General features: G+C 73.7%; 22 protein-coding genes. 12 read left to right on the top strand and 10 right to left on the bottom strand.

All coding sequences use genetic code 11. The annotated features are described in order from the left end of the window. Together ABD644_RS20870 and ABD644_RS20865 are read left to right on the top strand one after the other, a co-directional pair. The gene (locus tag ABD644_RS20870; RefSeq protein ID WP_344690987.1) at positions 1-582 is read left to right on the top strand and encodes a nucleotidyltransferase family protein; all 582 of its coding nucleotides are present in this window, start codon (positions 1-3) and stop codon (positions 580-582) included. After that, positions 579-1,004, top strand: coding sequence for a molybdenum cofactor biosynthesis protein MoaE (locus ABD644_RS20865; RefSeq protein ID WP_344690986.1), 426 nt, complete (start codon positions 579-581; stop codon positions 1,002-1,004). The genes ABD644_RS20870 and ABD644_RS20865 overlap by 4 nt, the downstream gene beginning before the upstream one ends. Here the strand turns inward: ABD644_RS20865 and ABD644_RS20860 are convergent. From ABD644_RS20860 to moaA, 4 genes are all read right to left on the bottom strand, one after another. Next, positions 967-1,503, bottom strand: coding sequence for a histidine kinase (locus ABD644_RS20860; protein WP_344690985.1), 537 nt, complete (start codon positions 1,501-1,503; stop codon positions 967-969). The genes ABD644_RS20865 and ABD644_RS20860 overlap by 38 nt on opposite strands. A 61-nt stretch (positions 1,504-1,564) precedes the next feature. Next, positions 1,565-1,780: a hypothetical protein gene (locus tag ABD644_RS20855; protein ID WP_344690984.1), complete on the bottom strand. Its 216-nt coding sequence runs from the start codon at positions 1,778-1,780 to the stop codon at positions 1,565-1,567. A gap of 75 nt (positions 1,781-1,855) precedes the next feature. After that, positions 1,856-2,098 carry a MoaD/ThiS family protein gene (locus ABD644_RS20850; protein WP_344690983.1) on the bottom strand — a complete coding sequence of 81 codons (243 nt, stop codon included), beginning with the start codon at positions 2,096-2,098 and terminating at the stop codon, positions 1,856-1,858. A 6-nt stretch (positions 2,099-2,104) separates the two neighbouring features. Next, positions 2,105-3,157 carry a GTP 3',8-cyclase MoaA gene (gene moaA, locus ABD644_RS20845; RefSeq protein WP_344690982.1) on the bottom strand — a complete coding sequence of 351 codons (1,053 nt, stop codon included), beginning with the start codon at positions 3,155-3,157 and terminating at the stop codon, positions 2,105-2,107. A 134-nt stretch (positions 3,158-3,291) separates the two neighbouring features. Between moaA and ABD644_RS20840 the strand changes: the two genes are divergently transcribed. From ABD644_RS20840 to ABD644_RS20830, 3 genes are all read left to right on the top strand, one after another. Beyond that, positions 3,292-4,590 carry an MFS transporter gene (locus tag ABD644_RS20840; protein WP_344690981.1) on the top strand — a complete coding sequence of 433 codons (1,299 nt, stop codon included), beginning with the start codon at positions 3,292-3,294 and terminating at the stop codon, positions 4,588-4,590. A 5-nt stretch (positions 4,591-4,595) separates the two neighbouring features. Beyond that, positions 4,596-5,459, top strand: coding sequence for a tryptophan 2,3-dioxygenase (locus ABD644_RS20835; protein ID WP_344690980.1), 864 nt, complete (start codon positions 4,596-4,598; stop codon positions 5,457-5,459). Between the two features lie 116 nt (positions 5,460-5,575). Continuing rightward, positions 5,576-6,412 carry an aldo/keto reductase gene (locus tag ABD644_RS20830; protein WP_344690979.1) on the top strand — a complete coding sequence of 279 codons (837 nt, stop codon included), beginning with the start codon at positions 5,576-5,578 and terminating at the stop codon, positions 6,410-6,412. A 22-nt stretch (positions 6,413-6,434) separates the two neighbouring features. Here the strand turns inward: ABD644_RS20830 and ABD644_RS20825 are convergent, their stop codons facing one another. Further along, positions 6,435-6,608, bottom strand: coding sequence for a hypothetical protein (locus ABD644_RS20825; protein WP_344690978.1), 174 nt, complete (start codon positions 6,606-6,608; stop codon positions 6,435-6,437). A 174-nt stretch (positions 6,609-6,782) separates the two neighbouring features. Beyond that, a complete protein-coding gene (locus tag ABD644_RS20820; protein WP_344690977.1) occupies positions 6,783-7,592 on the bottom strand; it encodes a DUF3097 domain-containing protein in 810 nt (269 codons plus the stop codon). A gap of 320 nt (positions 7,593-7,912) precedes the next feature. On the opposite strand from ABD644_RS20820, the gene ABD644_RS20815 reads away from it, so the two are divergent. From ABD644_RS20815 to ABD644_RS20795, 5 genes are all read left to right on the top strand, one after another. Next, positions 7,913-8,746, top strand: a complete 834-nt coding sequence (locus ABD644_RS20815) for a DUF2382 domain-containing protein (protein ID WP_344690976.1) — start codon at positions 7,913-7,915, stop codon at positions 8,744-8,746. A 144-nt stretch (positions 8,747-8,890) separates the two neighbouring features. Further along, positions 8,891-9,823, top strand: a complete 933-nt coding sequence (locus ABD644_RS20810) for an AAA family ATPase (protein WP_425547488.1) — start codon at positions 8,891-8,893, stop codon at positions 9,821-9,823. After that, entirely contained in the window at positions 9,816-10,955 is a 1,140-nt protein-coding gene (locus tag ABD644_RS20805) for a vWA domain-containing protein (protein WP_344690975.1), read from the top strand. Before ABD644_RS20810 ends, ABD644_RS20805 begins: the two co-directional genes overlap by 8 nt. Before the next feature lie 26 nt (positions 10,956-10,981). Continuing rightward, on the top strand, positions 10,982-12,103 hold the full coding sequence (locus ABD644_RS20800; protein ID WP_344690974.1) for an XdhC family protein: 1,122 nt from the start codon (positions 10,982-10,984) through the stop codon (positions 12,101-12,103). Between the two features lie 204 nt (positions 12,104-12,307). Then, the gene (locus ABD644_RS20795; RefSeq protein WP_344690973.1) at positions 12,308-12,982 is read left to right on the top strand and encodes a hypothetical protein; all 675 of its coding nucleotides are present in this window, start codon (positions 12,308-12,310) and stop codon (positions 12,980-12,982) included. A 39-nt stretch (positions 12,983-13,021) separates the two neighbouring features. On the opposite strand, the gene ABD644_RS20790 is transcribed toward ABD644_RS20795, so the two are convergent. The 3 genes from ABD644_RS20790 to ABD644_RS20780 form a co-directional block, all read right to left on the bottom strand. After that, positions 13,022-13,957 carry a vWA domain-containing protein gene (locus ABD644_RS20790; protein ID WP_344690972.1) on the bottom strand — a complete coding sequence of 312 codons (936 nt, stop codon included), beginning with the start codon at positions 13,955-13,957 and terminating at the stop codon, positions 13,022-13,024. Positions 13,958-14,043: 86 nt separating this feature from the next. Then, positions 14,044-14,931, bottom strand: a complete 888-nt coding sequence (locus tag ABD644_RS20785; RefSeq protein WP_344690971.1) for an AAA family ATPase — start codon at positions 14,929-14,931, stop codon at positions 14,044-14,046. A gap of 81 nt (positions 14,932-15,012) precedes the next feature. Continuing rightward, a complete protein-coding gene (locus tag ABD644_RS20780) occupies positions 15,013-16,140 on the bottom strand; it encodes an NDMA-dependent alcohol dehydrogenase (protein ID WP_344690970.1) in 1,128 nt (375 codons plus the stop codon). 203 nt (positions 16,141-16,343) lie between these two features. Between ABD644_RS20780 and ABD644_RS20775 the strand changes: the two genes are divergently transcribed. Next, on the top strand, positions 16,344-17,792 hold the full coding sequence (locus ABD644_RS20775) for a bifunctional 3-(3-hydroxy-phenyl)propionate/3-hydroxycinnamic acid hydroxylase (RefSeq protein WP_344690969.1): 1,449 nt from the start codon (positions 16,344-16,346) through the stop codon (positions 17,790-17,792). Between the two features lie 129 nt (positions 17,793-17,921). Then, a complete protein-coding gene (locus ABD644_RS20770) occupies positions 17,922-18,329 on the top strand; it encodes a hypothetical protein (protein WP_344690968.1) in 408 nt (135 codons plus the stop codon). Positions 18,330-18,399: 70 nt separating this feature from the next. Here ABD644_RS20770 and mftD read toward each other — a convergent pair whose 3' ends face one another. Further along, a complete protein-coding gene (mftD, locus tag ABD644_RS20765; RefSeq protein WP_344690967.1) occupies positions 18,400-19,632 on the bottom strand; it encodes a pre-mycofactocin synthase MftD in 1,233 nt (410 codons plus the stop codon). Positions 19,633-19,732 lie beyond the last annotated feature (100 nt).

Below are 19,732 nucleotides of genomic sequence, written 5' to 3'. Positions count from 1 at the left end.
GTGACCACCACAGCCGCCGTCGTCCTCGCCGCCGGGGGCGGCCGCCGCTACGGCATGCCCAAGGCGCTCGTCGAGTACGAGGGCAGCCTGCTGGTGGAGCGCGCGGTGCGGACGGCGCGAGAGGTGTGCGACCCCGTGCTCGTCGTCCTCGGCGCCCAGGCCGTCGACGTCTGGCGGCAGGCCGACCTCGACGGCGCCACGGTGCTGGCGAACAAGGACTGGGAGACCGGCATGGCCTCCTCGCTGCGCACCGGCCTGGAGGGGCTCCGGGCCTGGCCCGGGCGGATCGACGCGGCGCTGCTCCTGCTCGTCGACATGCCGGGGATGACCGCGGACGCCCTGCGCCGGGTCGCCGGGCACGCGGCGCCGGGAGCCCTCGCCATGGCGACCTACGACGGCGTCCGCGGGCATCCGGTGCTGATCGGCCGGGAGCACTGGGACGGCGTCATCGCGACGGCGACCGGCGACGAGGGCGCCCGCCGTTACCTGGCCGCGCACGAGGTCGCCGAGATCGACTGCACCGGTCTGGCGGATCCGACGGACCTCGACGTCCCGCCTGACGCGGGTACCGTCGCGCCGTGACCGCTGCCCCGCTGATCGCGCAGGTCGTCGACGCGCCGTTGTCCGTGGCCGAGCACGAGGACGCCGTCGCCGACAAGCGCGCCGGCGCCGTCGTGTCGTTCTGCGGCGTGGTCCGCGACCACGACGGCGGCCGATCGGTGACCGAGCTCGAGTACGTCGGGCACCCGACGGCGGCCGACGTGATCGCCGAGATCGCGGCCGAGTTCGCCGCCCGGGACGACGTCCACGCCGTCGCCGTCTCCCACCGGATCGGGCTGCTGGCGATCGGCGACGTCGCGCTGGCCTGCGCCGTCAGCGCCTCCCACCGCGGTCAGGCGTTCGCGGCCTGCGCCGACCTCGTCGACGAGGTGAAGAAGCGCCTGCCGATCTGGAAGCGGCAGGTCTTCACCGACGGCGAGGAGGAGTGGGTCGCCTGCCCGTGATCTGCGGGCCTAGCGGCTCCGGCAGCGGCGGTGGATCCATCCCGGCGGCCATCAGGGTGCTGAGCATGCGCGCGCAGGCCTCGACCACGTCCACCTCCCGGGTGACGCTGAGCGGCTTGGCCCGGTAGGCGACGCCGCAGATCGTGCCGAACAGCTCGAGGTCGCGGGTGACCAGGGGGACGCCGACGTAGGCCGCCACGTTGCGCAGCGGGCCGGAGTTCTGCGCGGCGTAGGCCGGGACGGCGGCGGTCACCGTGGCCAGGCGCGGGGCGTTGCCCTCGATCATCTGCCGGCAGAAGCTCCGCTCCCACGGCAGCGTCATACCCGGCCGCACGGTGCTGTCGGGTTCGGCGAGCAGGACCACCTGCCGGTCGTCGACGACCTGGGTGACCATCCAGAGGTCCCAGCCGACGTGCTCGGAGAGGAACCGCAGCGCACCCTCCGCGGCCGCGCACCAGTCCGGCCACGGGGCGACGTCGACGATTCCTGCCGGAACCATGCCGCACGTCATTCCCCGCGATGGCGTCTCTCAACCGTTCCGGAACCCGGTTGTCGCGCGGTCAGCGGGCGGCGGCGGTGCCGTCGTCGTCGCGCTTGTGCTCCTCGCGGGTCTCGCGCTCCTCGCGCTCCAGGGCTTCCTCCTCGGCCTCGGCTTCCATGATGTGGGCCTCGCCGGCCACGGTCGCGGCGGCGTCACCGTGGGACTCCCCGTAGACCTGCTCGGCCCGGCCCAGCAGCTCCTCCGCCTTGGCCTTGGCCTTCTCCCAGATGCTCATACCGTGATCTTCTCTCAGGCTCCGTCCCGGGTCCCACCCTGAGCTTGCGAAGGGTGGGGAGGACGGGGTCCTTTCTCAGCCTCCGGCAAAGGGCGGGAGGACGTCGACCACGCTCCCGGGGGACAGCGCCGTCCCGCGGTCGCGGGTCTGCGTGCCGTCGACCAGGAACGAGCACGCCGTGAGCACCCGCTCCAGGCGCTCCCCGTGGGCGGCCACGATGTCGCTGATCAGCTCGTCCAGCGACGCGGCGGCCCGCGACTCGGTGTCGACGCCGGACGCCGCGCGCGCACCGGCGAAGTACCGGACCGTGACGCTCACCGGAGGTCAGCCACCGATGGCAGACATCGGACGGGTGGGCTGCAGGTAGCTGGGGTCGTTGATGCCGTGCCCGGGCAGCTTCGCGAGGGTGGCGATCCGCCAGCGGTCGGCGAGCTCCTGGTCGGTGGCCCCCTCGCGCATCGCCGTGCGCAGGTCGGACTCCTCGCGCGCGAACAGGCAGTTGCGGATCTGCCCGTCGGCGGTCAGCCGCGTGCGGTCGCACGCCCCGCAGAACGACCGGGTCACCGAGGCGATGACGCCCACCGTCGCCGGGCCGCCGTCGACCAGCCAGCGCTCGGCCGGAGCCGAGCCGCGCTCCTCGCTGTCGGGCGTGAGCGTGTGGGCGGCCGACAGCCGCTCGAGGATGTCCTCGGCCGTGACCATCTCGCCGCGGGTCCAGGCGTGGTGGGCGTCGAGCGGCATCTGCTCGATGAACCGCAGCTCGTAGCCGTGCTCCAGGCAGAAGTCGAGCAGCGGCAGCGCGTCCTCCTCGTTGAGCCCCTTCATGAGCACCGCGTTGACCTTGACCGGCGTGAGGCCCGCGCGCTGGGCGGCGGCCAGGCCGGCGAGGACGTCGTCGAGCCGGTCGCGGTGGGTGAGCTGCTTGAAGCGGTCGCGGTCGACGGTGTCGAGGCTGCAGTTGATCCGGTCCAGCCCGGCCTCGGCCAGCGCCGGTGCCACGCGGGCCAGGCCGATGGCGTTGGTGGTGAGGCTGACCTCGGGGCGGGGGTGCAGCGCGGTCGCGGCGGCGACGATGCCGACGAGCCCGGGACGCAGCAGCGGCTCGCCGCCGGTGAACCGGACCTCGCGGATGCCCAGCTGCTCGACCCCGATCCGGACCAGCCGGGCGATCTCGTCGTCGGTCAGCACCTCGACCTTGGGCAGCCAGTCCAGGCCCTCGGGCGGCATGCAGTACGTGCAGCGCAGGTTGCATCGGTCGGTCAGCGACACCCGCAGGTCGGTGGCGACGCGGCCGTGCCGGTCGACCAACCCGCCGCTGCCCGGGGAGGCGCCGTCAGCGGGGCGCACCCATGGGTCGGGCAGCGAGTTGGTGGTCACAGCCCGAATGTAATGCGCCGAACGACAAAAGCGGATGGTCAGGACGTCGTCCGTTGCTACGGTCGTCGCTGCCACCCGAGAGTCCGGCGGGGCTTTCCCCGCACTCGCCCGTGGCCAGGAAGCGCGAGAGAACCGTGTCGCCCCGCACCGTCTTCAGCCCGTACGTCCAGATCTTCTCCGCGGTGCCCGGTGCCCGCGCCTTCTCCTTCGCCGGCTGGCTGGCCCGCCTGCCGATGCCCATCCTCGGCCTGGGCGCGGTCCTGCTCGTCGCCGGGGAGACCGGCAGCTACGGCCTCGCCGGGGCCGTCGCCGGCACGCTGGCGCTGGTCGGCTCCCTGCTCAGCCCGCAGTGGGCGCGGGCCATGGACCGCCGCGGCCAGGGCGTCGTCCTGCCGCTGGTCTTCACCGGCTACCTCGTGTTCGGGATCGCCTTCGTCGTCGCCGTCGTCCTGGGTGCGCCGACGTGGGCCTGGTTCGTCCTCGCCGGGCTGACCGGCGGCTGCGGTCCCAACATCGGCGCGCTGGTCCGGGCCCGGTGGGCGCACGCGCTCGACAGCGAGCGCCGGCAGACCGCCTTCGCGTTCGAGTCCGTCGTCGACGAGGTGGTCTTCGTCGTCGGGCCGCCGCTGGTCACGTTCCTCGCGACCTTGATCAACCCCCCGGTCGGCTTCCTCACCGGGGTGGTGATCGGCTTCGCCGGCGGCATGTGGCTGTCCCGGCTGCGGACGACGGAGCCGCCGGTGCACCCGGTGGAGGTCGACGGGCCCCGCCGACGGTCGGCGCTGCGCAACGCGACGGTCCTGCTGCTCGGGCTCGCCTACCTGGCCGTCGGCGCGGTGTTCGGGGCCATGGACGTCGTCGTCGTGGCCTACGCCGAGGAGGAGGGCGCGCCCGCCATGGCGGGAGTGGCCCTGGCCGTCTACGCCGCCGGCAGCCTCGTCGCGGGGCTGGTCTACGGCGTCGTCCGCCTGCCGGGGAGCCTTGCCGCCCGATACCTGGGCTGCGCGGTCTTCTTCGCCGTCGCCGCCCAGCTGCTCTTCGCCGTCGACTCGCTCGTCAGCCTCGTGGCCGTCGGATTCCTCGCCGGGCTGGCCATCGCCCCCGTGCTCGTGTCGGGCATGTCCCTGGTCGAGTCGCGCGTGCCGCGCTCGGCGCTGACCGAGGCGCTCACCTGGGTGGTCACCGGCCTCACCCTCGGCGTCACCGCCGGCTCCGCGCTGTCGGGCGCCGCCGTCGACGCCTGGGGGGCCGAGACCGCCTTCGCCGTCCCAGCCCTGTCCGCCGCGCTGGCCGGCCTGCTGGCGCTCGCCGGCGCCCCGCTGCTGCGCCGTCCGGCGCCCGTGCCGGGGACCGGGGCCGAGGTGTCGGTCACCGTCGTGGGGGAACAGGTGCCCCAGCCCCTTCCGGGTCTGCACGCGGGCGGGGAAGGCTGACCGGCGTGAGCACCCGACGAATGCACGGATCCGCCGCGTCCCCGGTCGACGCCGGACCCACCGAGCCGATCGTCGAGTTCGCCGAGGTGACGCCGTACGAGCAGTACGTGGGCGTGCGGCAGCTCCAGGCGCTGGTCCGCCCGGTCACCGACCACCCGGCCGAGCCGTCATTCCTCGTCGTCACGCAGATCATGGAGCTGTGGTTCACCCTCCTGCGGCGGGAGTGGGAGCTGGCGCAGCGACGGCTGCGGGCCGACGACCTCGACGGCGCGGTGGCCGCGATCCGGCGCTCGGTGCACCACCTGCGCTCGCTGAACGCCAGCTGGGGCTCCCTGCTGTGGCTGACCCCGACGGAGTTCAACGGCTTCCGCGAGCAGCTCGGCGAGGCGTCGGGGTTCCAGTCCTACGAGTACCGGCACGTGGAGTTCCTGCTCGGCCTCAAGGCCGAGTCCGTGGTGCGGCCGCACCGGGCCCTGCCCGCGGTGCACGCCGACCTGCAGCGGGCGCTCGAGGGTCCCTCGCTGGAGGACGACGTCCTCGCCTTCCTCGCTCGCCACGGGCTGGCGGTGCCGGCCGAGGTCCTCGAGCGCGACCGGACGGTCCCGCACGAGGCGCACCCGGCGGTGACGGAGCTGTGGGCCGGGATCTACCGGGACCCGCGGCCGGGCAACGAGCTGTTCGCGCTGGGGGAGGCGCTCACCGACGTGGCCGAGGAGTTCACGACCTGGCGCCAGCGGCACGTCACGGCGGTCCGCCGGGCGATGGGCGCCAAGCCCGGCACCGGTGGCTCGGCCGGGCTGGCCTGGCTCGAGCGCAGCGCCGCCCGCGTCGTGTTCCCCGACCTGTGGGCGGCCCGCACCGTGCTCTGAGCTCCTTCCGTCGGGTGGAAGCCGAGGGGTCGGCCGCCCGCCGGCGGGTAGCGCCTGCCGTACGGGCTGGTCGCGCCGCCTGGCGCGCCGCCCTCCCCGACCGAGAGGACCTCCCTGTGGCAACCGTGCCCACCCTGACCCTGAACAACGGCGTCGAGATCCCGCAGCTGGGCTTCGGCGTCTTCCAGATCCCGCCGGACGAGACGGTCGCCGCCACCCGGACGGCGCTGGAGATCGGCTACCGGCACATCGACACCGCGCAGATGTACGGCAACGAGAAGGAGGTCGGGCAGGCCGTGCGCGAGTCCGGCCTCGACCGCGCCGAGGTCTTCGTGACCAGCAAGCTCAACAACAACCGGCTCGAGCGCGAGGACATCCTGCGCTCGTTCGACGCGTCCCTCGAGGCCCTGGGCTTCGACCAGCTCGACCTGTTCCTCATCCACTGGCCGCTGCCGGCCGCCAGCGACTTCGTGGCCCGCTGGAAGGTGATGGAGGAGATCTACGCGGGCGGGCAGGTGCGGGCGATCGGCGTCTCCAACTTCCAGCCGCACCACCTGCGCACCCTGTTCGGCTCCTCCGAGGTCCGCCCGGCGGTCAACCAGATCGAGGTGCACCCCTTCCTCGTCCAGGACGAACTGCGCGCCTTCGACGCCGACCACGAGATCGTCACCGAGGCCTGGGCCCCGATCGCGCGCGGAAAGGTGAACGAGGACCCGGTGATCCGCGGCGTCGCGGAGCAGGTGGGCAAGACCCCGGCGCAGATCGCCCTGCGCTGGCACGTCCAGCGCGGCGACGTCGTCTTCCCGAAGTCGGTCACCCGCAGCCGGGTCGAGGAGAACTTCGACATCTTCGACTTCGAGCTCGATCAGCAGGCGATGACCGCCATCACGGCTCTCGACCGCGGGGAGCGCACCGGCCCGAACCCGGACGAGTTCAACTACATCCCGAGCTGATCTCCGCGGCCGTCAACCGCGATCACGAGATCCGGGACGCGACGCGCGGCCCTTCCGCGGCGTGGTGCTTCCCGGACCTCGTGATCGCGGGGCGGGGGGCGGCGCGCCGGTGGCTGGGGTCGTCGAGCTCCACCCAGGGCACGTCGGTGCCGTTGCGCGGGATGGCGTTCGGATCGTCGTGCGTCGGGGGCCGCATCGCAGAACTCACCCTCTCGCGTCGCCGCTCTCGCGGTCGACGGCGTCAGTGACGTGGTCGGTGCCCGTCGCCGCAGCCGGTGCCCGGCCTCCCCGTCCGTCGACGAACTGTCCCCAGCCCCTGTGCCCCGTCGGCGTCCAACTCATACCGTGACGCCAGGTCACAGGGTCGGGCTCAGTCCGTCGTGACGAAATCGATGAGCTCCTCGACCCGGCCGATGAGGGTGGGCTCGAGGTCGGTCCAGGTGCGCACGCGCGCCAGGATGCGCTGCGCCCACACGTAGCCGGTGTCGTCCTCCCAGCCCAGGGCCGTGCAGACACCTTCCTTCCAGGGCTGCCCCTTCGGGACGACCGGCCAGGCCTTGATGCCGACGACCGAGGGCTTGACCGCCTGCCAGATGTCGATGAACGGGTGGCCGACGACCAGGGCGTGCTCGCCGGTGACCTGTTCGGCGATGCGGCTCTCCTTCGAGCCCCGCACGAGGTGGTCGACCAGGACGCCGAGCCGCCGTCCCTGGGACGGGCGGAACTCGCGCACGATCGCGGGCAGGTCGTCCACACCGTGCAGCGGCTCGACGACGACGCCCTCGATGCGCAGGTCGTGGCCCCACACCTTCTCGACGAGTTCGGCGTCGTGCTTGCCCTCGACGTAGATGCGGCCCTCGCGGGCCACGCGGGCCCGCGCCCCGGCAACGTAGGTCGAGCCCGACGCGCTGCGGGTCGGCGCCGCCGGCGCCTGGCGCTTCGGCCGCACGAGGACGACGGGCCGGCCGTCCACCCAGAAGCCGGGGCCGAGCGGGTAGCCGCGGGTCCGGCCGTTGCGGTCCTCGAGGTGGACGACGTCCTTCTCGCAGCGGACGACCGCGCCGACGAACCCGGTGCTCGGGTCCTCGACGACCAGGTCGCGCTCGGCCTCGACCTGCGGGACCGGCTTCTTCACGGTGCGCGGATGGACGAGGTTGTCGTACGGCGAACGGGGAGGCACCCCCCATGCTGAGCACGGCGGCGGCCCGATCCCGGCGCGACGCGCCGGAGTGACCGCCCGCGACACGCCCGGGGCGGACCGGCCGTGGCCCCGGTCACCGCGTCTCCGCACGCGGGGCCGCCGATCGGCCGTGCGCGACCGAATGGGTGTCCACCTGCACGGATGGCTCCCGCCTGCGACTCCGCGTCACAGGAAACGTGACTCCGGGTGATCGGAACCCGCGCGTGTCGGACGGATCGGATCCGTTTCGAGGGGCCCTCCTCGGTCACCCAGAAGAGTGACCCGCACACCCCGTGCACGTGATGGGAGCGAATACGAACATGATCGGCACCGACACCATCGACCGCGTCATCGGCCACGACGTCTACGACGAGTCCGGCGAGAAGATCGGCTCGGCGTCCGAGGTCTACCTCGACGACGAGACCGGCCGGCCCGAGTGGGTCACCGTCCGCACCGGCCTCTTCGGGACCAAGGAGTCCTTCGTCCCGATCCGCGACGCCGACCTGACCGACGACGGCGTCCGCGTACCGGTGAGCAAGGAGCGCGTGAAGGACGCCCCGAAGATCGACACCGACGGGCACCTCTCCCCGGCCGAGGAGGAGGAGCTCTACCGCTACTACGGCCTGGGCGCCGGCACCGCCATGGGCACCGGCCAGGCCGACACCATGACGTCGGGGATGACGACCGGCACGACGACCGGGATGACGACCGGCACCGCCGACTACGCCGACACCCGCGGCACCGTGGGCCACGACACCTCGGGCCCGACCACCGACGACGCCATGACCCGCTCCGAGGAGCGCATGACCGTCGGGACGACCTCGCAGGAGGTCGGGCGCGCCCGGCTGCGCAAGTTCGTCGTCACCGAGAACGTCACCGAGACCGTGCCGGTGACCCGCGAGGAGGTCCGCGTCGAGCGCGAGCCGATCACCGACGCCAACGTGGGCAGCGCGATGGACGGGCCGGCCATCAGCGAGGAGGAGCACGAGGTCGTGCTGCACGCCGAGCAGCCCGTCGTCGCCAAGGAGGCCGTGCCGGTCGAGCGCGTGCGCCTGGACAAGGAGACGGTGACCGAGCAGGCCCAGGTGTCCGAAGAGCTCCGCAAGGAGCAGATCGAGGTCGACGGCGACACCACCCGCGACCGCCGCGTGTAGTCGACCCCCGGCCACGGCCGGGCCCGGCGAGTGCGACGAACTCGTGGTGATGCGGCGCTGATCACCACGAGTTCGTCGCACTCGCGCGTTGCGCCGACGTTGCGTGCCGAACACGGCCGTCAGTGCGGGTGGGATGCTCGGGACGTGATCGAGCCCACCACGGCACCGGAGAGGGCACCGGAGAGCACGGCGCCGGACAGCGCTGCCTTCTCCGACCCGGAGCAGCTGGCGGCCGCGCTGGAGACGGCGGGCTACCTGCCTGACGAGGGGCTGGCCACCGCCGCCTACCTGGCCCTGGTGATGCACCGCCCGCTCTTCCTCGAGGGGGAGGCCGGCGTCGGCAAGACCGCACTGGCGCACGCTCTCGCGCAGGTCACCGGCCGGCCGCTCTACCGGCTGCAGTGCTACGAGGGCATCGAGGCCACGCAGGCGCTCTACGACTGGGACTTCGGCCGGCAGCTGCTGCACCTGCGCGCCGCCGAGGCCGCGCACGCCGTCGACGACCCCGAGCGGCTCGAGGCCTCCCTCTACGACCGCCGTTTCCTGCTGGCCCGCCCCCTCCTCCAGGCGCTGGAGGACTCCCCCAGCGTCCTGCTCATCGATGAGGTCGACCGGGCCGACGACGAGTTCGAGGCGTTCCTGCTCGAGGTGCTGTCCGACTTCACGATCTCCATCCCCGAGCTCGGCACCATCCGGGCGGTCACGCCGCCGCTCGTCGTCCTCACCTCCAACCGCACCCGCGAGGTGCACGACGCGCTCAAGCGGCGCTGCCTCTACCACTGGCTCCAGCACCCCGACTTCGACCGCGAGGTGGCGATCCTGCGGCGGCGGGTGCCGCAGGTGACCGAGGAGCTGGCCCGCGAGGTCGCCCGGGCGACGGCGAAGCTGCGCACGCTGGACCTGCTCAAACCGCCCGGCATCGCCGAGGCCATGGACTGGGCGACCGCGCTGCACACCCTCGGCGCCCGCGAGCTCGACCCGGACGTCGCCGCCCGCACCCTCGGCGCCGTGCTGAAGTACCGCGAGGACACCGACCGCGTGCACGCCCTGGCTCGGGGGGCGCTCTTCGGTGGCTGAAGCCGGGGCGCAGGGATCGGGGACGCGGACGCGGGATGTCGTCGACACGGTGCTCGGCTTCGCCCGCACGCTGCGGCACGCGGGGGTGGCCGCCTCGCCCGACCGGGTCGAGGCGATGCTCTCGGCCCTCGGCGCGCTCGACGTGCTCGACCCGACCGACGTCTACTGGGCCGGTCGGCTGACCCTCTGCGCGGGACCCGACGACCTCGACCGCTACGACGCGGCGTTCGCGGCCTACTTCGCGGGCGAGGCCCCTCGGTCGCGGGCGTCGCAACCGCAGGCGCCGCAGCAGATGGCCGTGTCCGCGCCGCTGGACGCCGGGTCGGGCGAGGGGGACGACGACAGCGAGCTGCCCGATCTCGCCGCGCAGGCCAGCGCCGACGAGGTGCTGCGGCACCGCGACGTCGGCGAGCTGACCGTCGCCGAACGGGACCACCTGCGCCGGCTGTTCGCGCTGCTGGCCCCGGCCACCCCCATGCGGCCGGCCCGTCGGCGGCGGCCGAGCCCGCACGGCGCCGTCCACGCCTCCCGCACCGTGCGGCGCGCGCTGCGCGACGGTGGCGAGGTCACCCGCTTGCTGTACCGCCGGCGCCGGCCGCGCCCCCGCCGGGTGGTGCTGCTGATCGACGTCTCGGGGTCGATGTCGCCCTACGCCGACGCGCTGCTGCGGTTCGCGCACGCGGCGGTCCGCGCGCACCCGGCGGCCACCGAGGTGTTCACGATCGGCACGCGGCTGACCCGCGTCACCCGGGAGATGCGGCAGCGCGACCCCGACCGGGCCCTGGCCGCGAGCGGCTCGGCGATCCCCGACTGGTCCGGCGGCACCCGGCTCGGGGAGGTGCTGAAGGCATTCCTCGACCGGTGGGGCCAGCGGGGGATGGCCCGCGGGGCGGTGGTCGTCGTCTGCAGTGACGGCTGGGAGCGCGGCGGGACCGAGCTGCTGGCCGAGCAGATGGCCCGGCTCCGCCGGCTGGCGCACGCGGTCGTCTGGGTGAACCCGCACAAGGGACGCGCGGGCTACGAGCCGCTCACCGGCGGCATGCAGGCGGCGCTGCCGTCGATCGACCACTTCGTGTCCGGCCACAGCATGGCCGCGTTCGAGGAGCTCACGGGAGTGATCCAGCGTGCGTGAACGTTCCTGCCCAGAAGGAGGCTGCGATGCGTGATGTGCTCGACGACCTGATCGGGTGGTGGCAGGCGGGGGAGACCGTCGGCATGGGCACCGTCGTGGGCACCTGGCGCTCCGCGCCCCGCCCGGCCGGGGCCTCGATGCTCGTCGGACCCGACGGCACGGCGGTGGGCAGCGTCTCCGGCGGCTGCGTCGAGGGCGCGGTCTACGAGGAGGCCCTGGACGTCGTCTCCACCGGCGTGCCGACTCTCCAGCGGTACGGCATCGCCGACGACGACGCCTTCGCCGTGGGGCTGACCTGCGGCGGCATCATGCACGTCTTCGTCGAGTCGGTCTCCCGCGAGTCCTTCCCCGAGCTCGGGGAGATCGCCGGGTCGATCGGCCGGCACGAGCCGGTCGCCGTCGTCACCGTGATCGAGGGCGCCGACGACCGGCTGGGCAGGCGGCTGGTGCTGTGGCCGGACCGCGCGTCGGGCACTCTGGGGTCGCAACGGCTGGACGACGCCGTCGCCGCCGACGTGCGGGGCATGCTGGCCGCGGGGCGCACCGGGCAGATGCACTTCGGGCACGACGGCGAGCGGCGCGGCGACGACCTGACGCTGTTCGTGAACTCGTTCGCGCCCGCGGCGCGCATGGTGGTGTTCGGCGCGATCGACTTCGCGGCGGCGGTCGCGCGGGTCGGCGCCTTCCTCGGCTACCGGGTCACCGTGTGCGACGCCCGGCCGGTGTTCGCGACGGCGAAGCGGTTCCCCGACGCCCACGAGGTGATCGTGGAGTGGCCGCACCGGTACCTGCAGGCCGAGGTCGACGCCGGCCGGATCGACGAGCGCACGGTGCTCTGCGTGCTCACGCACGACCCGAAGTTCGACGTCCCGCTGCTCGAGGTCGCGCTGCGGATCCCGGTGGCCTACGTGGGCGCGATGGGCTCGCGGCGCACGCACGAGGAGCGGGAGGCGAGGCTGGTGGAGGCGGGGCTGTCGAAGGAGGAGATCGCCCGGCTGTCCTCGCCGATCGGGCTCGACCTGGGCGCCCGGACGCCGGAGGAGACCGCGGTCTCGATCGCGGCGGAGATCATCGCCGGGCGCTGGGGTGGCTCGGGGGAACGGTTGGCGACCACGGAGGGGCCCATCCACGCGACGGCGGACCGCTGAGAGGGCCACTCCTGGAGTTGATCATCGTCTGTATGCACGGTCGGCCGGCGTGTCCGACCGTGTCGCCTGCACGCACCCGATGATCAACATGGACGGCGCACACCGACACGCCGACCGGTGCGAGGAACCGCCGGGCGACGACCGCGCAGCCGAGGATCGACGACGTCCGGACGGCCGAGTTCCGGCAACGTCTGGAGCTCCGCCGTGCGCACCCGTCCTGTTCCCGCCGCCGCGACCGTGGGCGCCACGCTGCTGCTGCTCACCGGCTGCGGGAGCAACCCGCTCGAGGGGAAGACCGGGCCGCAGGTCGCCGCTGCGGCCGCCGACGCGCTCGAGGAAGCCGGCGCTGTCCACGTCTCCGGCACGATGACCACCGACGGCCAGGAGGGGCAGATCGACCTGCAACTGCAGGGCGAGGACGCCATCGGCAGCATCACGGTCGGTGGCACCGAGATCCAGCTGATCACCGCCGACGGGACCGTCTACTGGCAGGCGCCGCTGGAGTTCTGGGCATCGTTCGGGATGCCCGACGGCTCGGCGGCCATGTTCGAGAACCGGTGGGTGGCCGTGCCCGACGAGGCCAGCGCCGACTTCTCCGAATTCTCACTGGCCGGCTTCGCCAACGAGCTGCGCAACCCCTCCGATGGGGCGATCAGCGACGAGGTGTCCGAAGGGGTCGTCGACGGCGAGGACGTGGTCGTGGTCCGGCAGGAGAACGGCAGCACCCTGAAGGTCGCCGCCGCCGACCCCTCCTACCCGCTGGAGATGTCCAACACCGGCGACTCGAGCGGCACGGTCAGGTTCGACCGCTTCGGCGAGACGACCGACATCAGCGCGCCGGTGAACCCGCTCGACCTGTCCCAGCTCGCCGGGGGCTGACCCAGCCGGTCCGCCGGGCCTCCGGTGGTGCGGGGCCGCCTATCCGAGGAGCTCGCGGACGGCGGCGGGGGCCATCGACGGGCGGTGCAAGGCAGCCACCTTGCCCGCCCCCGCCGTCGCGAGTGCCGTGCACGACGCCATCGCCTCGTCCTCGGCCGACAGGGCGAGCACCTGCAGGCGCGCCGGGATGCGGGCGAGCGCCGAGGCGGCGTTCACCGGGTCCGGGCTGTCGGTGGCGATGCCGTCCGACAGGAGCAGGACCTGGCGGTCGGCCGCCCGGGAGCGCGCCACCTGGGCGGCCGCCGTCTGCAGGGCCAGCTCCAGGTCCGTCGTCCCCCCACCGCGCAGGTCGCAGAGACGGTCGACGACGAGGTCCACCCGCGGGTCGGCCGACAGCGGCCGCAGCACGACGGCCTTCGACCAGAACGCCACCACGCCCAGCTCGTCCCCGGGCCGCATGCGCTGGACCAGCGCCGACGCGGTCAGCACGGCCGCGGCCAGCTCGTCGCCGGCGACCGAGCCCGACGCGTCGACCAGCAGCACGACCGCCCGCCCGGTCGAGCGCCAGCCGCGGGTGTGCAGGTGCTCGGCGCGCCAGTGCGGTTCCGAACCCCGCGCGGCGAGCGTGGCGTCGAGGTCGACGTCGGACCCGGTCGGCTCGCGCCGGGTGACCACCCGGCTGGTGCCCGGCCGGTCGGCGGTGCCGGTGCGCGGATTGCCCACCGGCAGCCGCGCGGCCAGCGAGCGGGCAGCGGCCCGCAGCGCGGGGTCGAAGGCGCGCGCCATCGCCGCGAGCACGCGGAGGGCGGCGTCCGGGTCGCGGGCCGCCAGGTCGGCGACCGCCTCGGCGTCGAGCTGACCGGCCTCCGGCGAGACGGCGTCGAAGTCCGGGTTGCTGCGCGACAGTTGGTCGCGGCTGGCCCGCCGGGCGCCCTGGGAACGCAGCAGCTCCTCGACCTCGTCGGGGTCCTCCACGACGCGCGCCTGCGGTGACCGGCCGCCCGGCGGTTCACCCCCGGGTCCCGGCGGGGGCGGCGGCCCGGGCTCGTCGTCCCCGGGCGTCAGCCTTTTCCCAGCTCCTCACCGGCCCGGCGCCAGATGTCGCCGATGACGGCCTCGACGGGTCGACCCACGCCGTCGCCGAGGGTCACCTTGCCGGTCAGGGCGGCCAGCGCGGCGTCGAGGCCGGTCTCCTCGTCGAGGGGCGCGGTGTCGCGCACCGTGGCCAGCTCGACGGCGATGAGCACGGTGTCGATCGCGCCGCGGACGGAGGCGCCGATCCGCAGCTCCGGGTGGTCCCGGGTGATCCGCACGGCCCGCACCGCTCGGGCCACGAGGTCCGCCGGCCCGCCGGTCACGGTCTCGACGACCCGGAGCTCGGCCGCCTCGTCCTGGTAACCCATCGCGACCCGGCAGGACCGGTCGTAGAGGGCCGGGGTGACGCGGGCGGTGCCGACGGCGTCGAACGGGTTCATCGCCGCGACCAGCCGGAAGGTGGGCCGGGCGGCGACCCGGCCGTAGCGGGGGACGTGCATCTCCCGCTCGGACAGCACCCCGAGCAGGATGTTCATCGTCTCCTCGGGCACCCGGTTGAACTCCTCGACGTAGAGGAGCGCGCCCTCGGTCATCGCCCGGGTCAGCGGTCCGGGCACGAAGTTCTCCGGCCGGTAGTCCTCGGTCAGCACCCGGGAGGCGTCGTGGTGCCCGACCAGCCGGGTCGGTGTCAGCTCGGCGTTGCCCTCGACGAGCACCAGCGGGACGCCGGCGCCGTCGGCCAGGGAGCGCAGCAGGGTGGTCTTGCCGGTGCCCGGCGGCCCCTCCAGGACGACGTTGCGCCCGGCCGAGAGCGCCGCGGCGACCACCTCGGCCTCCCGGATGCGGGCGACCACCCGATCGCGCGCGACCCGCACCATGCCTCCCACGTCGAGCCGGGCGGCGGTGCTGGTCATCGGGCCTCCTGTCGGACGGGGCGGACGCGCGCCGGGGTGCCGCCTGGCTCAGCAGGCGACACCCCGGGCGGTCTGGCGGGACTAGTTGTGGATGATCACGCCGCGCAGGTTCTTGCCGGCGTGCATGTCCTCGTAGCCCTTGTTGATGTCGTCGAGCGTGTACTTGTTGGTGATCAGCTCGTCGAGCTTGAGCGTCCCCTCCTGGTAGAGCCGCAGCATCTTCAGCATGTCGGCGCTCGGGTTCTGGTCGCCGAACAGGGCGCCGCGGATCTCCTTGGTGAACAGCGCCAGCATGCTGGGGTTGATCGGGATGCCCACGTCGGTGAGGTCGCCGAGGCCGGTGATGACGACCCGGCCGCCCTTGCCGATCGCGTTGAACGCCTCGGCGACGTGCTCGCCCTTGAGGACCCCGACGGTGATCAGCGCCTTGTCCGCGCCCTGCCCGTTGGTGACGCTGCGGGCGAACTCGCCGGCCTCGTCCATGTTCTCGAAGGTGTGGGTGGCCCCGAGCTCCATGGCCTTCTCGCGCTTGAACGCGACCGGGTCGACGGCGATGACGTGGCTGGCTCCGGCGTGCGCCGCGCCCTGGACGGCGTTGATGCCGATGCCGCCGACGCCCATGACGATGACGGTGTCTCCCGCCTTGACCTCGCCGGCCTGGACGGCGGTGCCCCAGCCGGTGCCGACGCCGCATCCGACGAGGCAGGCGACCTCGAGCGGGATGCTCTTGTCGATCTTCACCGTCGAGCGGACGTCGACCGTGGTGATCTCGGCGAACGTGCCCAGCCCGCACATCTGGCCGACGTCGGTGCCGTCGGAGGTCTGGAAACGGAAGCTCGTGGCGTCGTCCCACCGCGAGCCGACGAGCAGGTTGGCTCCGGAGTCGCAGATGTACTGCTGGCCGTTGGCGCAATAGCGACAGCGTCCGCAGCCGGGCAGGAACGAGAAGACGACGTGGTCGCCCTCCTCGAAGCCCTTCGTGCCCGGCCCCACCTTGGTGACGACGCCGGCACCCTCGTGGCCGCCGAGGAACGGGTAGTGGCCGACCGGCATGTCGCCCGTGGCGACGTGGTCGTCGGAGTGGCACAGCCCGGAGGCGGCCACCTTGACCTGGAGCTCGCCCTGCTGCGGGTCGTCGCAGACGAGGTCGACGACCTCCCACTTGCCGGGGGCTTCGCGCATGATCGCGCCGCGGGTGTTGGTGGGCATCCGAACCTCCTCGTCGCCCTCATCGTCGAGGGCCGGCCGCTGCATGCGTGGTCACGCATGCCTCCCCTGCACGCTATGGCCCCCGTCACATCGGGGAAAGAGGCGTGCAACGTTGAGGGCCCCCGGACGGCGGTCGTGCAACGTTGCGTGGTCCGGGATGCGCTCAGGGTGTCGAGGATGAGGCCGATGCGGACACTGGTGCGGTGCCCGCCGCCCCCGTGCTCGTCGTCGGCGCCGGACCGGTCGGCCTGACGGCGGCGCTGCTGTTCGCCGGGCGGGGGCTCGAGGTGCACGTCGTCGAACGGCATGCCCGGCCCTATCCGCTGCCCCGCGCGGTGCACCTGGACGACGAGGTGCTCCGCGTGCTGCAGGCCGCCGGGGTGGTCGACGACGTCCTCGCCCGCAGCCGGCCCATGGCCGGTCTCCGGTTGCTCGACGGCCGGCACCGCGTGCTCGCCGAGTTCCGCCGGTCCCCCGACGCCGGCCTGCACGGCTTCCCGCAGGGCTCGTTCGTGCACCAGCCCGACCTCGAGGCCGTGCTCGCTGCCGCGGCGGACGCCGATCCCCGGATCACCGTGGACCGCGGGGTGGAGCTGGTCGGCCTGACGCCCGGCCGACCCGTGGTCGCCACCCTGCGCGCGGACGACGGTGCGGACCGGTCCGTCCGGGCGGCGGCCGTGCTCGGGTGCGACGGCGCCAACAGCACGGTCCGCACGCTGATCGGGGCGAGCATGCGCCCGCTCGGCCCACCCGACCGCTGGCTCGTGCTCGACGTGCGCGCCCCCGGGCCGCTGCCGGTCTGGCCGGGCGTCCACCAGGTCTGCGACCCGCGCCGGGCCGCGACCTTCATGCCCGTGACGGCGGACCGGTACCGCTGGGAGTGCCGGATGGCGCCGGGGGAGACGGTGGCGGACCTGACGACGCCGGACTCCCTCGCAGCCTTGCTCGCGCCCGTCGACCCGGAGGCCGTCACGATCGAGCGGGCCGTCGAGTACACCTACCGCGCCGAGGTGGCCGACCGCTGGCGGGCCGGGCGGTTGCTCCTGGCCGGCGACGCGGCCCACCTCAGCCCGCCGTTCGTGGGGCAGGGCTTGGGCCTGGGGCTCCGCGACGTGCACCAGCTGGCCTGGAAGCTGGCCGACGTCCTCGGCGGCGCGGCCGACGACGAGCTGCTCGACAGCTACCAGGCCGAGCGCGAGCCGCACGCCCGCGCGCTGATCGGCGTCGCGCGGCTGCTCGGCCGGTTGATGACCGGTGGGGGGCGGGCCGGGTCGGTGCTGCGCCGCGCGGTCCTCGCCGTCGTCCGGCGGATCCCCGTCGTCGCCCGGCTGGCCACCGACTCCGCCTCACCGCCCCTGCCCGCCGGTCCGCTGGTCGACCGACGGGGGCGACCCGGCCGGCGGCTGGCCGGGCATCTCCTGCCGCAACCGACGGTGCTCGTCGACGGGCGACCGTGCCGGCTGGACGACGTGCTCGGCCCGGGGCAGGCGGAGATCCGGCCGGACGGCGACCGGTTGGTCGTGATCCGCGCCGACGGTTCCGAGGTGACCGCCGACGACCCGGGCGGGACCGTGACCGGCTGGTTGCGGCACGGCCGGGCGAGCGCGGTGACCGTGCGGCCCGACCGGATCGTGCGCTCCGCCAGGGGCTGAGCCCGCGATTGTGCGCTCGAGCACCGAATTCCTGGCGGGATGCGTGGATACGCGCACAGTCGCGCGTCTGGAGAGGTCTTGACGTCGGCTTAGCGTCGGCTTGACCTGAGCGGACGCACTGTCTGCGGCATGAGGAAGACAGTGATCACCGCCGCCACCGTCGCCATGAGTGCCGCCCTGGCCGGTTTCGCGTTCGCCGCATCCCCCAGCGGCCCGACAGCCACGGACGACACGTCCGTGGTCGCACCCGCCTCCACGGCGGAATCCACCTCCAGCTCGCACCGTCCGGGTGCCGACGACCGCCGTGACGACGACGGGCACGGCTCCGACGACCTCGACGACGGTCCGGACGACTCCGACGGTCGGGTCGGGGGCGGTCACGGTGCCGACGACAGCGACGACGGCCCGGACGACTCCGACGGTCGCGTCGGTGGGGGGCACGGTGTCGACGACGGCGACGACGGCGACGACGGCGATGACGACGGTCCGGACGACTCCGACGACCGGAGCGCCGGCGGCCACGGCTCGGACGACTGACCGCATCCCCCGTCCACCCGCTCCGCCCGCGCCCGGTCGCCCGCCGGGCGCGGGCGGAACCGTGCCCGGGTCAGGCCTCGCGGCGGGCGCGGGCCGGTGACGTGGTGAGCAGGGCGTTGGCGACGGCGGTGCTGCCCAGCTGCCGCTCGAACCCCTCGGGGATGACCAGGTCGTCGCGGCTGAGGTCGCCGACGTCCGGGTGGCCGAGGCCGACCATGGCCGAGCCGAGTCCGTCGCGCAGCAGGTCGAGCACGTTCTCGACGCCCGCCTGGCCGTTGGCGGCCAGGCCCCACAGGTAGGCGCGGCCGATCAGCACGGCCTTGGCGCCCAGGGCCAGGGCCTTGGCGACGTCGCCGCCGCGGCGGATGCCACCGTCGAGCAGCACCTCGACCTGGTCGCCGACGGCCTCCGCCACCGCGGGCAGCGCCCGGATCGACGCCGGCGTGCCGTCGAGATTGTTGCCGCCGTGGTTGGACACCGAGATGGCCGTGACCCCGGCGTCGACGGCGCGCTTGGCGTCGTCGACCCGCATGACGCCCTTGAGCATGAACGGGCCGCCCCACTGCTCGCGCAGCCAGGCCACGTCTTCCCAGGTGGGCATGGGGGACTGCATCCACATGCCGTAGGCACCGAAGAACGTCGGCGCGTCGTCCCCGGGGTTCGCCACCATGTTCGGCACCTTCAGGTCCGGGATCTTCCCGGTCTTCGCGAAGTCGAGCAGCCAGCGCGGCTTGAGCAGGACCTGCGGCGCGTAGCGGCGCGCGGCCTCGAAGTTGATCTTCTCGGGGATGAACGGGCTGCCCCAGTCGCGGCCGTAGGCGAACGACCAGTCCAGCGTGGCGATCATCCCGACCGCACCCGCCCGCCGGGCGCGCTCCATCCGGGCGAGCATCTCCTCGCGGGTGCCGACCCAGTACATCTGGAAGAACGTCTGCGGGTTGGCGGCGACGACGTCCTCGATCGGCTTGCTGGCGAACGACGAGAGCCCCATCGCCACGCCGCGCGCAGCGGCCGCGCGGGCGACGGCGACCTCCCCGTCGGGGTGCACGGCCTGCACGCCGGTGGGGCTGATCATGATCGGCATCGACAGGGACTGGCCCATCACGGTCACGCCCATGTTGCGCTCGTTGGCCAGGCCTGCCGTGTGCGGCGCGAAGCCGAGCTCGGCGAACGCGGCGAGGTTGTCCTCGACGGTGAGGCCACGCTCCGACCCGGCGACCAGCGCGCCGTACACACCCTTGGGGAGCCGCTTCTTCGCCCGGCGCTGGGCCTCGGCCACCGACTCGAACCACTTGCTCGCCATCACTGCCTCCGCTGTCTGGACTCTTCTCGGCGACACCCGCTCGCCACAACTCGGGCAGCTCCCCGCCGTGGCACTGAGTGCCATGGTGCCTGTGTCGAGC

The sequence above is a fragment of the Blastococcus jejuensis genome, assembly GCF_039534705.1.
In the GTDB taxonomy this organism is placed as follows: Bacteria; Actinomycetota; Actinomycetes; order Mycobacteriales; family Geodermatophilaceae; genus Blastococcus_B; species Blastococcus_B jejuensis.
Note: the sequence above shows the minus strand (reverse complement) of the source record. Positions and strands in the feature narration are given on the sequence as shown.

Bases quoted from the DNA above. Each gene is read 5' to 3' on its own strand.
- mftD (WP_344690967.1), bottom strand. From the start codon at position 19,632: ATGGCGAGCAAGTGGTTCGAGTCGGTGGCCGAGGCCCAGCGCCGGGCG.
- ABD644_RS20825 (WP_344690978.1), bottom strand. From the start codon at position 6,608: ATGCGGCCCCCGACGCACGACGATCCGAACGCCATCCCGCGCAACGGC.
- ABD644_RS20860 (WP_344690985.1), bottom strand. From the start codon at position 1,503: ATGGTTCCGGCAGGAATCGTCGACGTCGCCCCGTGGCCGGACTGGTGC.
- ABD644_RS20780 (WP_344690970.1), bottom strand. From the start codon at position 16,140: ATGCCCACCAACACCCGCGGCGCGATCATGCGCGAAGCCCCCGGCAAG.
- ABD644_RS20785 (WP_344690971.1), bottom strand. From the start codon at position 14,931: ATGACCAGCACCGCCGCCCGGCTCGACGTGGGAGGCATGGTGCGGGTC.
- ABD644_RS20855 (WP_344690984.1), bottom strand. From the start codon at position 1,780: ATGAGCATCTGGGAGAAGGCCAAGGCCAAGGCGGAGGAGCTGCTGGGC.
- ABD644_RS20815 (WP_344690976.1), top strand. From the start codon at position 7,913: ATGATCGGCACCGACACCATCGACCGCGTCATCGGCCACGACGTCTAC.
- ABD644_RS20770 (WP_344690968.1), top strand. From the start codon at position 17,922: ATGAGGAAGACAGTGATCACCGCCGCCACCGTCGCCATGAGTGCCGCC.
- ABD644_RS20800 (WP_344690974.1), top strand. From the start codon at position 10,982: ATGCGTGATGTGCTCGACGACCTGATCGGGTGGTGGCAGGCGGGGGAG.